Consider the following 13,829-nt stretch of genomic DNA (forward strand, 5'->3'; position numbering starts at 1 on the left):
CTGGAACTAGGTTGGATTCTCGGAAAGAAGAAATCCTGGATCTGCATTTTAGATCCGAAAAGCAAATGACTGGTGCAAATAGAAAATGAGAATGGCGATAACTCGCCTGGAATTAGCAGTATCTTTGCATGAATCCGAAATATAGACTTCAAATCAAGGTCCCAGGTACCTCGGCTAACCTAGGCCCCGGATTCGATTTGCTTGGACTTGCTTTCAAGATCTATAATACATTTACTTTTGAATTCGGGAATGCTTCCGAATTTAAGAGTACAGTAAAAGGATTCGATACTCCTCCCTTTTCCGAAAAGGAAGATCTGGTTCTATTTTCGTATAGAGATTATTTTCAAAGATTTCTAGAGAATGTTTCTCCCTTATTCTATTCCGTAAAAATGGATTTGGAACTTCCGATGAAGGGAGGGTTGGGATCCAGTGCGAGTGCAGTAGTCGCGGGATATTGCGCCGCTAGGTTTGTGCACCAGACATACTTCCCATCGATAAAGGTTCCGGACGAAGGAACTTTCCTGTACCATTTGGCTCAATTAGAAGGGCATCCGGACAATACGACTCCAGCATTCATCGGCGGCTTCGTGTTTTCTTACTTTGCGGATCAAAAACTCTACTATTTCAAAAAGAAATTTCCTCAATCGATTCATTGCTACTTTGTAATTCCGAAGTTGGAAATTTCCACTCACCATTCCAGAAAGATTCTGCCGGACTCCTATCCGATTGAGGATATAATTTTTAATATGAGCAGAATCGGGACTTGGTGGGAGTTCCTAGATTCTGGAAAACCAAATTTGCTGCAAAGGGCCTTGGAAGATAAGATTCACACTCCGTATCGGATGAACTCAGAATTCTTACTGAATCCATTTATCCAAAAAGTGAAGGACTCAGTAATCGGATATTCTTTATCCGGAAGCGGACCATCTGTACTCTTGTACTGTCAAAGGAAGCATTCGATCCAAGTTTCTAAAAAGCTAGAAATTGCAGCGGCTGATTTTTCGGGTTCGAGTGGAATTCAATGCAAGATCGCAAGAATTCCCGTAGATACAGTCGGAGCAGTATTAACTCCGAAAAAAATATAGTATAGATCTGTATTTCTTCTTAATCTTCTGATCTGCCGGTTTCTTTTCCGAAAGAATAGAGTCCCTTCTTGTCCCTGGAGCCATAAGACAGACCCGGATGAATTTTTTCGATCGTGAATAGGAACCTCATTCTTTCTTTTCCCATTCGATTCATAAAAAACTCGGAGCCTAGGCTGATCTCGAAATACTGAGTCATCCTTTCTTTGATTACTTTATCGCTAATTCGAAAATTGGCGGTGTAACCAATGATTTCGTGACTTTCTAATTTCTCTACGGATTCCATTTTCGTAAAGAACTGCATCCGAGGCGGCTTGATCAGGGTAGGGCCTTGCTTCTCTATTTCAATATCATAATCTTCTGTTTCTTTTGCTTTTTTGATATGAAAGACTAAGTGGTTGTCCTGGATCGCTTTGCAGACGGTGCGCACATCTCCAGAAATCTGACCTATCGAGAACTTATAAGATCTGGTACTTTCTGGAATGACTAGGCTGAATACTTGGCCTTCGTCTGGTGGATCCATTTGTCCTGGTTTTGTTTTTAATAAATAAGGTCGTACGATCTCCCAATACAGGAAAAATAGGAAACCGATACCTGCAATTGCAAATAGCAAGTATAAGAATAAATCGACTTTGGGTGAGTAAATTAATGCAAAAGGAAAGGTCAAAGATTATCCCTTCTGATCCAATCTATGCCCTGACACTTGATGCTTCTGTTCGCCGGAAAATTTGGACCTTACCATCATAGATAAAAGGTTCTTCATTTGTTCGGCGCTAATTACTTGGCTCAATCTTTCTTCCGTAGTCACTGGAGAAGGCTTCATTACAAGCTCTTCTATATTCGGCTTTGATTTACCTGTATGCAGTTGTTTCTCTACTGCTAAAGATAAATCGGAAACCTGCAAGGGATCTTTCCTTGCTTCTTGTTTGTCCGCGATTTCCGGCGGAGACCAACGGGCAGAAAAGTGATGAAACCCACTGCCTTGAATACTGTTTACGTTCATAAACCTAAACCTCCGTTTTCAGGTCTATCCCTACTTATTTGTATCGGTTTTCCAACTATAGCTTTAACATTTTTTTCAAATGCTTCCAATATGAAGTATTTCGCTTATGTTCCTTTCTCAATTAAACGTTTGCCAGTGTGGCTTAGGTTTCTAGATTGGTAGGTGGGGAGAATTTTCCCTTGGACAGGAGATTATGTCGGAAGAAAGCACTTCGAAATGGATGAAACCGTTCTCCAGCTTTAATACGAGCACTTACTCAATTCTTGGAATCTTAATCGCATACATAGGGATCACAGCGTATCCATTATTTAAGTTCTTTTATCCAGAATACAATCTAACAGTCGGGTACCGAGTTTACACTTTTGGAGATGTAGCAAAGGAAAAGCCCGAGGTTTACAGAAAGTATATAATCGAAGCCAACAATCTTGCATACAGAATGTTCTCTCAGTTTGCTAGTTCAAAAATTCTTGATATTGAAGCAAAAGAGAGAGGGATAGAAGTCAAGGACCTGACTAAGTTTGCACAGGGATACGAGCCTTCTGAGCAAGAAAAAATGGACACGTACAATCAGTACAAAGCCACTGTTCCGGATCTAAAGGGAAAATCCTACGGACAGGTTCAGGAAAAAATCGCGATGTATCTGAAGAGAATGAAAGAAGACGAAGAAAAACAATCCTTCTATCAGCAGCTTCGCGGAAAATACGAAGTCAATATTCATGTTCCGGAACCACCTCCTGCGGAAAGATTGAACATAACCACAAAAGGAAATCCTTCGCTTGGACCTGAAGACGCAAAGGTTACCATTGTAGAATTCTCCGATTTTGAATGTCCTTATTGTAAACGAAGCCAAGAAGTTACAAAGATTTTGCGAGAGAAATACCAGGGCAAGATTCGCTGGGTGTTTAGAGACTTCCCGCTTTCTTTTCACCAGAACGCGATGTACGCGCATATGGCCGCAAACTGTGCGATTCCTCAGGGAAAATACTGGGAATTTTTCCAGGTGCTATTTCAGAATTCAGGTAATTTAGAAAAATCGAAAGTTATTTCTTTGGCTCAGTCCTCCGGTTTGAATGTAGGTCAGTTACAGAGTTGCATAGCAGATTCTAAGGGCAGCGTAAAGAGCGAAATAGAACAAGACATGGCGGATGGCCAGGAATACGGAGTCAACGGAACGCCGGCCTTCTTTATCAACGGACTCGTTGTAGAAGGTGCACAGCCGATCGAATCATTCACAAAAATCATCGACGAAGAGTTGAAGAATTAAAAAAGCTTAATAGAAAAGAGGAGTCAGCCTAATATGAGTAAAGTAGTAAAAGTCGCAGTTACCGGAGCAGCAGGACAGATAGGTTATGCGCTTTTGTTTCGGATTGCATCCGGACAGATGTTCGGGGAAAATACTCCGGTCGAAATCCAAATGCTCGAATTGGAGGCCGCTATTCCATCCGCCAAAGGGGTGATCATGGAGTTAGAGGACTGCGCTTTTCCTCTCTTGCAGAAAGTATCTGTTTCTTCCGATTTAGACCAGGCGTTTAAAGATATCAATTGGGCATTGCTTGTCGGTTCTGTTCCTCGTAAAGCGGGAATGGAAAGAGGTGATCTCTTAAAAATTAACGGCGGCATCTTTGTGAACCAGGGCAAGGCTATTGAAAAAAATGCAGCGAGCGATGTAAAAATTCTAGTCGTAGGTAATCCTTGTAATACGAACTGCTTGATTGCGATGAACAACGCGAAAGGAATTCCTTCCGATCGTTGGTTCGCTATGACAAAACTCGACGAGAACAGAGCCAAGTCTCAGCTTGCATCCAAAGCAGGAGTACTTGTAAAAGAAGTTTCTAATCTTGGAATCTGGGGAAATCACTCCTCGACTCAGTATCCTGATTTCTACAGTGCAAAAATACAAGGGTTGCCTGCAACTGATGTGATCAAAGATCACGATTGGCTGAAGGGAGACTTTATCAAGAATGTCCAGCAAAGAGGCGCCGAGATCATCAAAGCAAGAGGTGCTTCCTCCGCTGCTTCTGCCGCCAACGGAGTTGTAGATACAGTTCGCCAAATCATCACTCCTACCAAGGCAGGAGACTGGTTTAGCGTAGCAGTTTGTTCCGACGGCTCTTATGGAGCGGATAAAGGATTGATCTTCGGTTATCCAGTAAAATCCGACGGATCCAAAGTAGAGATCGTACAAGGCATAGAATTGAACGATTTTGCAAAGGAAAAGTTCAAAGTAACCCACGACGAATTGAAATCGGAAAGAGACGAAGTCAAAGGGATGCTCTAAGATCCCACTGGAAGAAAAGTGCGGGAAAACAGTACAAGTTCGATTCCGTTTTACGAAGAGCTGCCCGCATTCTTTTCTCGTTTAGAAAGTCAAGATAGAGTCCGGACTCTTAGGGAACCCCAGGGTCTGGATCTTTGTTCCAACGACTATCTTGGCTTATCCAAGCATCCTGAAATAATACAATCTCTCAAAGAAGGGATCGATCTGTATGGCGCCGGATCCACAGCAAGTAGACTGGTCAGAGGCCATAGAAGTATATTCCAAAAATTGGAAGAAGAATTCTCTTCTTGGGTAGGCTCCGAAGGATCGCTATTCTTAGCGAACGGTTATACGGCGAATGTAGGCGCGATCTCTTCCATCTGCGATCCGTCTTACGTCGTATTTGCGGACAGAAACAATCACGCTTCTTTAATGGACGGGGTCAGGCTTTCTGGTGCAAAAAAAGTCTACTATCATCACCAGGATTTCGATCATCTCGAAGAGTTATTGAAAAAGTATTCCAGCTCCAAACACAAAATGATTGTGACCGAATCTCTGTTTAGCATGGACGGTGATGTAACGGACGTAGAAGGTCTATTAAATCTGAAAGAAAGATACGGCACCTTATTATACTTAGACGAAGCCCACTCAATCGGAGTCTGGGGAAAGAAAGGAGCCGGAGTCTCTCACATGAAGGTGCCTGAAGAAAGGATTTCTCAAATCGATTTTAGAATGTCCACCTTGGGAAAAGCTTTAGGCCTCGAAGGCGCTTTGGTTTCGTGTTCTGAAAGTTCTAGAGAGTATCTATTGCATTGCGCGAGAACTTTTGTATTTTCTACGGCTCCCATCCCTGCCATCGCTCATGCAGGAATGACCGCGATTCGATTAGCTCAGTCTATGGATTCTGAAAGATCCACAATCGAACGGAATTCTGATGATTTGAGAAGGGAACTGAGAGAGAGGGGTTATTCTACAGGAAGTTCTAATTCTCAGATCGTTCCGATTCTTATGCAATCCGAAAAAGACTCTCTTTTGTTCGCATCTCGGCTGTTAGACGCCGGGTTCGAGGCCAAAGCGATTCGACCTCCCACTGTAACCCAATCCAGGATCAGAGTTTCGATTCATGCGGGAATTACACCGGAACAATTGAAATCCTTTATAGAACATTTTCCCAGGTTATAGTTTGGCGATTTTTGTAACTGGTACAGGCACCGATGTCGGTAAGACTTTTTTCTGCGCGCTATTTATGGCGAAATACGCTGCTAAAATGGGAATCAAATACTTTAAGCCGATTCAAACCGGCGAGGATTCGGATCGAGTTCATGTCATGAACCTGACAGGCTTGAACGAAAAGTATTTTCTAAAAAACTATTATACTTTTGATGTTCCCGCCTCACCTCTGTTAGCTTCCACCTTGGCAGGAGTGGAAATTGATACTGAAGAATTGACCAGGCATTTGTACAGTATCCGCTCCGAAAAAATTCTGGTGGAAGCCGCCGGCGGATTATACGTACCTCTTAAAAAATCTTATTACAATTTAGAGTTGATCTCCCAGTCTGAGATACCAACCGTATTGGTCGCTTCTACCAAGTTAGGCACGATCAACCATACATTATTATCTTTTGAAGCATTAAAAAAAGCTTCCATACAGTGCTTGGGTGTGTACTTTATTGGTCCGGAGAATCCACTTCGAAGCGACAGTATCCAAACCGTCTTGGACGCTACGGGAATGAATCTACTCGGAACTTTCTTACTTCCGGAATATAGACTTTCTCGCCAAGAGTTTTTGGAAAAGGTCGCGGGCGAATTTGATTTGAAGGAAATTCTACCAAAACTACTATCTCCATGATCTGGCACCCCTATACAGCCCAATTAGGAAGCGATCCTCCCTTGAAAGTCGTTTCGGGGAAAAACGAATTTCTATATGACGAAAGCGGAAATGAATATGTGGACGGAATTTCCTCCTGGTGGGTCAGCATCCACGGGCACAATCACCCCAAAATTGTGGAAGCAGTCAAACAACAGTTAAATAAGCTAGACCATGTTTTACTCGCAGGATTCACTCATCCGCCTGCATTAGAATTAGCTCATAAACTCTTGGAATTCACTGATTGGAATTTTCACAAGGTCATCTTTTCGGATAACGGCTCCACCGCATTGGAGATAATGCTGAAAGTAGCTCTCCAGTATTTTAAAAACCGGGGAGAGAATAAAAGGAAAGTATTCATCAAATTTTCTAGTTCTTATCACGGAGATACGATAGGAGCGATGAGCGTCGGTGGAGATTCGATTTTTAATCGTGTGTTTCAATCGCTCTTATTTAAAGCAAAGGAATTTCCTTCTCCGGCCTGCCACGATTGCCCATTAGGAAAAAAACCGACCACATGTTCCGAAGAATGTTTGGACGAACTAGAGGCATATCTTTCAGCTCACTCCAGTGAAGTAGTGGGAGTGGTTATGGAGCCGATCGTTGCCGGAGCAGGTGGGATGCTGTTTCACAAGCCGGAAGTACTGAAAAGGCTCCGAGAAATTACCTCTAAGTACGGTGTGCTTTTTCTCTTAGATGAAGTATTTACGGGATTCGGTAGAACTGGAAAGAATTTTGCATATCAAACTGCCGGAATCCAACCGGATATGATCGCTCTTGCCAAGGGATTGACCGCAGGTGTGCTACCACTCGCCGTAACCCTGGTAAGGGAAGAGATCTACAGAGAATTCGTTTCGGACGAGCCGATCAAAATCTTTTACCATGGGCATACCATGACAGGAAATCCACTCGGGTGTGCGGCCGCTCTCGCTTCAATACAAGTATTCGAAGAAGAGAACCGCCTGGAGGACGTAAAAAAACTTTCCTCCAAGTTAGAAGATGGTTGGGCTAGAATAAAGCATTCCTTTCCGGAAAAACTGAGAAATGTAAGAACGGTTGGTGCGGTTGGGGTGGGAGAGCTAGAGACAGGAAGAGAATCTCCAGGATATTCTTATTCCTTCTCTAAAGAATTTCGAAGGATTTGCCTGGAGCAAGGTGTGATCTTAAGGCCACTCGGGAACGTGATTTACATTACCCCTCCGTATACGATTTCGGATACTTCCTTAGAACGGATTTTCGCAGCGATTAGGATTGCTCTCGGTCAATATTCTGTACCGAAATAAACGATTGCCATCCAGAACATTGAAAAAGAAGCTATCGGCAGTATGGAACCAGGAACATCTACAATCGCCAAAACGCCCGAAAAACTCAGGTCTGAGGTCCCGAGTTTAATCACTAGGGAGGAGGCGTTGGGAATACTCTCCGGCGAGGTTTCCCTGACTGAGTGCCTAGATAGAGCATTTCAGGCGAGGGAGAGATATTTCGGCAGGTCGGTTCGAATTCATATCCTAGATAATATTAAGAATGGTCATTGCGCCGAAGACTGTGGCTATTGTACTCAGAGAAAAGGCGGAAGCTCGGAAATACAAGAGTACTCATTAAAACCGGAAGAAGAAATTTTCGAGGCGGCAAAATCTGCAAAAGAGAACGGAGCCTATCGTTTTTGCATGGTTACCGCCGGAACCGGTCCGAACTCTCAGGTGACAGAAAAACTCGCGAACACAATCGAAAGAATCAACCGAGAACTTGGAATCAAGGTTTGTCTTTCTGCAGGACTCTTAGACAAGGAAAAAGCAATTCGATTAAAGCGCGCGGGATTGGACAGATACAATCACAATCTGAACACTTCTAAAGCCCATTACCCCGAAATTTGTGAATCTCATACTTATGAGCAAAGGGTAGAAACTATTTCTCATCTTTCTGATGCAGGGATCGGAATGTGCTCCGGGTTAATCGTGGGCATGGGAGAAAGTCTGGACGATTTAGTCGACGTAGCATTCGAATTAAAGGCATATCGGGTGATCTCGATTCCGGTAAATTTCTTCATTCCGGTTGCGGGACATGCAATTCGCAATCCTCAGGAACTGACTCCTGATTTTTGCCTCAGAACCCTCATTGTATTTAGATTGGTAAATCCGGATTCCGAAATCAGGATCGCTGCGGGCAGGGAAGGCCACTTAAGAGGGCTCCAATCCATGGCATTATTTGCCGCCAATTCGCTGTTTGCTTCTGGATATTTGAACGTAAAGGGATCCGATGCTTTAGAGACCGTAAAGATGATCTTGGATGCCGGATTTGTGCCCGAATTTTCCTCCGGAATTGGGGAGGCTGTGGACTGGCAGTCTATGCTCGGCGGGAATGCAATGTATTCTCCGGAGAACATTCGGAAATTATACAAATACGGAAGACAAAAATCCGAAAAAAGTTCATAATAAAAGCAGTATATGCCTAACCGGAAAGGGAAGAATAAATTCTCTCCCGGAATTGAGCGACTTAGTTTTTGATTAGATTGAAAGTCTTGGAGGGATAAAAATCCTGGATATTACGGAGATTATGGATGAAGTATAAAATAGAGATCAATAAGCTGAAGAACGGCTATATCGAAGCCAAATTGATCGACACTGTTTCCAATAATCCGATCGAGTTCAGAATCTGCGACACAGAAGATTACTTGCAGGCGCAGATTGCAGATTGGCACAAAAGATTTCATATGAAGGATCCTGATAACTGAGGATCCTTGGAATACTTTTCGATGGTGAGCTTCAGAACCAAATACCTGCTTTTTCTTTTTTGCCCGCTTTTTTCTTGTTCTACCTTTTCCTCTAAACCAGTTCTGGATTATTACAATCCTTCTTTCGAATGTATGGCCTCTAAAGGCTCTAGGAACGAGTCCTGGTATCAGAAATATTTAAAAGATTATGAAATTGTAAAACAAAAGTACATCGAAGAAAATGAGAGAATCAAGACTTCAAGGGTTGTTCTGGTCGGAAATAGTCTGATCATGAATTTTCCCCCGGAGATACTGTCTGCAGAATTTCCAGACGCTGTCAATCGTGGAATCGGGGGTGATACCGCGGATCTCATTTTGGACAGGCTGGATGAAACTGTGCTTTCTTTGAAGCCGAGCGTAGTGCTCTTGGAAATCGGCGGGAACGATATACGAGAAGGCAAATGCCTCCACTATCTGGAAGAAAGCCTCAGAAGCGTAGTTACCAAGTTAAGCAAGGCACTACCCAAGGGTAAGTTAGTTCTTTTGGGAATTCCTCCGGTCCGGGATAGAAATATTAACTCGGTCTCTCCTATTGTGAATTTTGCACTGTATCGGCTTTCTGGGGAATTTTCGAATGTGACTTTCGTAGACCCTTGGCCTTGGATGAGACAGAATGATATCCCTTTTATTCGTCCGGAATACGCTTTCGTGGATAAAATACACGTGAACCAGGAAGCATACAAGCTCTGGGCAAAAATGCTCAAACCCTATCTAAAATAATCGTGTACCTTCTTTTCTTTTCTCCTTCCGAAAATTCCCAAAAAATGCAGAATGAGATTCCCTCTGCGTTGGCTTCGGTACTCGGTTCTGAGTTTCCCGAGTTTGACATCCACTACGAAAGTTTAAGTCTTTCTGAAAACGGAAAGATTCCGAGTGGTTGGGACGCCTGCTCCTGTAAACTTCCAAAACCACTCAGCAAAGAAGAATTGGACCGAATGAGGGGCCTTTTGGTCAGTCACAAAGTTGATGTATTACAAATTTCTCATTTTCTTTCAAAGACTAGGATAAGCCTTTTCTGCTTCGACATGGACTCCACGTTGATCAAGCAAGAGGTGATCGACGAGCTGGCGCGTTTTGCCGGAGTTTACTCGGAAGTTGCTCATGTCACCCAGGAAGCAATGCAGGGAAATTTGGATTTCAAAGATGCATTAAAAAAACGTTGTGCGTACCTGAAAGGGTTGCCTAGCAGCAGCTTTGCAGAGCTATACCCCAAATTAGAGCTACAACCTGGTGTGAAAAATTTGATCGAAGGCTTGAAGGCTAGGAAATCTAAACTGGGTGTATTTAGTGGCGGATTCACGGACATCTTGGAAAGATTTCAGAAAGACCACGGAATCGACGAGGTTCGTGCAAACTTTTTGGATAGGATAGACGGGAAATTAACCGGGACAGTTTCCGGGGCAATTGTTGATAAATTTCTAAAAAAGGATTCTTTAATAGAGCTCGCTGAAAAATACGAGATCGAAAAAGAAAATATCGTAGCTGTTGGCGACGGAGCGAATGACTTGCTCATGTTGGAAGAAGCAGGAATCGGAATCGGCTTCCATGCAAAAGATGGCTTAAAATCCAAAATCTTAAACTATGTGGACTTTGCGCCCATGGATATATTACTCTATCTTTTCGAATCTTGAATTAACGCATTCTGCGCTTCCAGTCGTCCAAAAGACGTAGGGCTTCCATGGGAGTCATTTCTTCAATCGGAAGGGACAACAGTTGGTTTTTCCAGTCTTGCAAGTATTGCTGCTCATGAGAGTTTGCAGAAAGGTTGGAGAACAGACTAGGCTCGCCGGTCTGTATTCGAATTTCCTTTTTTCTAGATTCCAGATCCTGTAAAATTTCGCCGGCTCTTTTCACAACTGGTGCAGGAACTCCAGCAAGACTAGCTACATAAATACCAAAAGACTTCTTGGCTTTTCCTGATTTTACTTTTCGAAGGAACAGTACCTTGTCTTCTTTTTCTATAGTTTCCATATGCAGGTTAAAGATTCCCGGCAGTCTGGACAGCTCAGTAAGTTCGTGGTAATGAGTAGCAAACACTGTCTTAGGTCTTGGACTCATTTCGGATAAATATTCCAAAATGGACCAGGCTATGCTCATCCCGTCGTAGGTAGAAGTTCCTCTTCCTACTTCATCAAAAAGTAATAAGGATTGTGCGGAACAGTTTTTGAGGATATGAGCGGTCTCCCTCATCTCCACGTAAAAAGTAGATTCTCCAGCAGTGAGATTATCTCCGGCTCCGATTCTGGTGAATAGCCTGTCTAAGATTGGAAGGCTTGCCTTGGTCGCAGCGACACTGGCTCCGATTTGGAATAAGATCTGATTGAGTGCGATTTGGCGCATGTAAGTCGATTTACCCGCCATGTTCGGTCCGGTCAGAATCGAAATCGCAGAATCTGCTCCGTCCAAAGTTACGTCATTCGGAACGAATTTTTCTCCTACAGGGAGGCAAGCTTCTACTACCGGATGCCTGGAATTCTTTAGATCTATGTTGCCATCTCCGTTCCAGAGTGCGCGCTTCCAATTGTAATCCTCTTCGGCCTTGAGCAAACTGATTTGGAAGTCAAGGTCTCCGAATTCTTCGGACAGATCTAGGAGCTCCTCATTGAACTTAAGTACCTCTTGAATCATTCGATCGAACTCTTCTCTTTCGAGAGTGCGGATCGTTTCGTCTGATTCCAAGATTGCTCTTTCGAGCTCTTCTAATTTGGAAGTGGTAAATCTTTCCGTGGTGACCAAGGTTTGTTTTTTTAAGTAATCTTTGGGCGCTTGTTCTGCCTGCAATCTGGAAATTTCTATAAAGTACCCAACGATTTTGTTATATTTGATTTTGAGAGTGCTTAGGCCGGTCCTTTTCTTTTCCTCGGTCTCTAATTCTAAAATCCAGTCTTTTCCTTTGGTCTCAGCTTCTCTCGCTTTGTCTAAGATAGGATCAAAACCGTCCTTCAGAAACTTTCCGTTTCCCAAGATTACCGGTAATTCTTCTGAATTCAGCCTATTCGTAATATAGTTGGCGAGGGACTTTAATTTTTCCTCGGAATAGGTAAATGGGAAATTTAGGCTCCCTAGTGTTTTGGAAAAAGTTTCCGCGGTCTGTATCGATTGTAGGATGACTTTGAAATCTCTAGGATAAGCCTTATTTCCTTTGAATCGAGTCAGAATTCTTTCGAGATCGCCCAGTTCTTTTAGGTGCTGGTTGATCACGGATAAATTCGCTTTCCTCAGTATATCTTGCTTTTCCCATCTGGATTGCAACACCGCCAGATCTGTCTCGGGAAATAAGATTCTCTGTTTTAAGAGTCTTTTGCCCTTGGAGGTTTTACAAAAATTTAATACAGAAAACAAGGTCGGCTTGGAAACGTCGTCTTTTTCGTTCTCTACTAATTCTAGATTGATTACGGTTTCTCTATCCATTTCCAGATAAGAGCCGGTACGGAGAATTTTGGCTTCTCTTAGCTGGAGAGAATCGTCCTTGTAATTCGTTCGAATATAGGATTCAAGACAAGATCTCACCGCGAGAAAAGGCTCCTTTCCATCGGCTTGCTTTTCTGCCTCAAGGGAGAGTGCGGTCATCTTAGAAAGAATAGAATCCGGAAACTGTCCCCATTTTTCCAAATCCTTCGGTAGTACGCAGATTTCGCTAGGTTTAAATTTTTCTAATTCAGACACTAATGCTTCTTTGGAAGAAATTGGGATCGTGAATTGAAGGACCTCCCCTGTGGATACATCCGCCATTCCGACGAAAATGAGAGTCGCTTTAGGCAAAAGTGCACAAAGGTAATTATTACGATATCCTGAGAGTAGATTTTCTTCGATAACAGTTCCTGGCGTAATGATCCGAACGATTTCACGGGTCATCAGTTTTGGATTTGCAGGATCCGGCTTGGATTGTTCGCAGACTGCGATCTTTTTTCCCGCGGAAAGAAGTCTTGAAATATAGCCGTCTTTGGAGTGAAAAGGTATCCCACACATCGGGACTGAATTTTGGCGCTTTGTGAGTGCGATGTCTAGGATCGAGGAAGCTACTTTCGCATCTTCCAAGAACATTTCATAAAAATCCCCCATTCGGAAGAATAGGATGGAATCAGGTACTTTCGCTTTTATCTCCAGATACTGACGCATCATAGGAGTATCTAGAGCTTCTTTAAAGTCCGAATCAGGTGCAATCATTGGGTATGGCTCTTTTTTGCATTTCGAATAAACTGGCGAATCAGATTTGGATCCTTTACTCCTGGAGAAGATTCCACGCCGCTCGCCACATCCACACCGTACGGTTTTACGGTTCGAACTGCTTTTTCCACATTCTCCGGCTTCAATCCACCGGCCAATAGAAACGGTCTTTTCACATCTTTGATAAATTCCCAGGGAAAAGATTCTCCGGTTCCTCCTCCCATTCCAGGAACAAAGCTGTCTAGAATAAGGAGCGGGGAGTGAAGATAGGTAAGAGAATCATCATCTTCTCTGTGAGTCACTCGATGAGAGTAAATCCGTTTGGAATAAGGACCTAATAAAGGAGAGGTAAGTCCGGGCAACAATGGATCATCTGTGACCCACTGACGGAAGTCATGAGGTAGCTCCTTTAGAATAAATTTGATCAAGGGCAAAGGTGTCTTATAGAATAGAAAAACCACTTTCGGCTTTTCTAGCCCAGCACTTGAGTTTTCCAGATAAGAGAGAAGCTTTGCTGCAGTTTGAGGAGAGATATTTCTCGCACTCACAGGAGAAAAATTCAATCCGATAAAATCCGCACCTTCCTCCAAGCAACAAGTCAGTGCTTCCGTATCTTTGATTCCGCAAATTTTTACTTTAATCGATGTTTCCATTGGAACTAGGTCGTTTTTCGGGTGAAGCCG

At 43.1% G+C, this 13,829-nt stretch carries 14 protein-coding genes; 10 read left to right on the top strand and 4 right to left on the bottom strand.

From position 1 onward, the window contains the following. Positions 1–128: 128 nt before the first annotated feature. Positions 129–1,085, top strand: a complete 957-nt coding sequence (gene thrB / locus CH373_RS15015; protein ID WP_100714962.1) for a homoserine kinase — start codon at positions 129–131, stop codon at positions 1,083–1,085. Between the two features lie 19 nt (positions 1,086–1,104). Here the strand turns inward: thrB and CH373_RS15020 are convergent, their stop codons facing one another. Further along, positions 1,105–1,749 (bottom strand): hypothetical protein, encoded by a 645-nt coding sequence (locus CH373_RS15020; RefSeq protein WP_100714963.1) that lies wholly within the window; start codon positions 1,747–1,749, stop codon positions 1,105–1,107. A gap of 3 nt (positions 1,750–1,752) precedes the next feature. Beyond that, the gene (locus CH373_RS15025; protein WP_100714964.1) at positions 1,753–2,085 is read right to left on the bottom strand and encodes a hypothetical protein; all 333 of its coding nucleotides are present in this window, start codon (positions 2,083–2,085) and stop codon (positions 1,753–1,755) included. A gap of 193 nt (positions 2,086–2,278) precedes the next feature. Between CH373_RS15025 and CH373_RS15030 the strand changes: the two genes are divergently transcribed. The 9 genes from CH373_RS15030 (at position 2,279) to serB (ending at position 10,610) form a co-directional block, all read left to right on the top strand. Continuing rightward, entirely contained in the window at positions 2,279–3,349 is a 1,071-nt protein-coding gene (locus tag CH373_RS15030; RefSeq protein WP_100714965.1) for a DsbA family protein, read from the top strand. 33 nt (positions 3,350–3,382) lie between these two features. Then, a complete protein-coding gene (locus CH373_RS15035; protein WP_100714966.1) occupies positions 3,383–4,363 on the top strand; it encodes a malate dehydrogenase in 981 nt (326 codons plus the stop codon). Between the two features lie 18 nt (positions 4,364–4,381). Further along, positions 4,382–5,524, top strand: coding sequence for an aminotransferase class I/II-fold pyridoxal phosphate-dependent enzyme (locus tag CH373_RS15040; RefSeq protein ID WP_100714967.1), 1,143 nt, complete (start codon positions 4,382–4,384; stop codon positions 5,522–5,524). 1 nt (position 5,525) lies between these two features. Further along, positions 5,526–6,191, top strand: a complete 666-nt coding sequence (bioD, locus tag CH373_RS15045) for a dethiobiotin synthase (RefSeq protein WP_100714968.1) — start codon at positions 5,526–5,528, stop codon at positions 6,189–6,191. Then, on the top strand, positions 6,188–7,492 hold the full coding sequence (bioA, locus tag CH373_RS15050) for an adenosylmethionine--8-amino-7-oxononanoate transaminase (RefSeq protein WP_100714969.1): 1,305 nt from the start codon (positions 6,188–6,190) through the stop codon (positions 7,490–7,492). The genes bioD and bioA overlap by 4 nt, the downstream gene beginning before the upstream one ends. A 42-nt stretch (positions 7,493–7,534) precedes the next feature. Beyond that, complete coding sequence (gene bioB, locus CH373_RS15055) at positions 7,535–8,641, top strand: biotin synthase BioB (protein ID WP_100714970.1); 1,107 nt, start codon at positions 7,535–7,537, stop codon at positions 8,639–8,641. A gap of 125 nt (positions 8,642–8,766) precedes the next feature. Next, positions 8,767–8,940, top strand: coding sequence for a hypothetical protein (locus tag CH373_RS18675; RefSeq protein ID WP_165778848.1), 174 nt, complete (start codon positions 8,767–8,769; stop codon positions 8,938–8,940). A 132-nt stretch (positions 8,941–9,072) separates the two neighbouring features. Further along, complete coding sequence (locus CH373_RS15060) at positions 9,073–9,699, top strand: GDSL-type esterase/lipase family protein (protein WP_243393426.1); 627 nt, start codon at positions 9,073–9,075, stop codon at positions 9,697–9,699. A 44-nt stretch (positions 9,700–9,743) separates the two neighbouring features. After that, complete coding sequence (serB, locus tag CH373_RS15065) at positions 9,744–10,610, top strand: phosphoserine phosphatase SerB (protein ID WP_100714985.1); 867 nt, start codon at positions 9,744–9,746, stop codon at positions 10,608–10,610. Position 10,611: 1 nt separating this feature from the next. Here serB and mutS read toward each other — a convergent pair whose 3' ends face one another. Continuing rightward, on the bottom strand, positions 10,612–13,146 hold the full coding sequence (mutS, locus tag CH373_RS15070) for a DNA mismatch repair protein MutS (RefSeq protein ID WP_100714972.1): 2,535 nt from the start codon (positions 13,144–13,146) through the stop codon (positions 10,612–10,614). Next, entirely contained in the window at positions 13,143–13,799 is a 657-nt protein-coding gene (locus tag CH373_RS15075; protein ID WP_100714973.1) for a phosphoribosylanthranilate isomerase, read from the bottom strand. The genes mutS and CH373_RS15075 overlap by 4 nt, the downstream gene beginning before the upstream one ends. Positions 13,800–13,829: the final 30 nt, after the last annotated feature.

The organism is Leptospira perolatii, assembly GCF_002811875.1.
GTDB classification, from domain to species: domain Bacteria; phylum Spirochaetota; class Leptospiria; order Leptospirales; family Leptospiraceae; genus Leptospira_B; species Leptospira_B perolatii.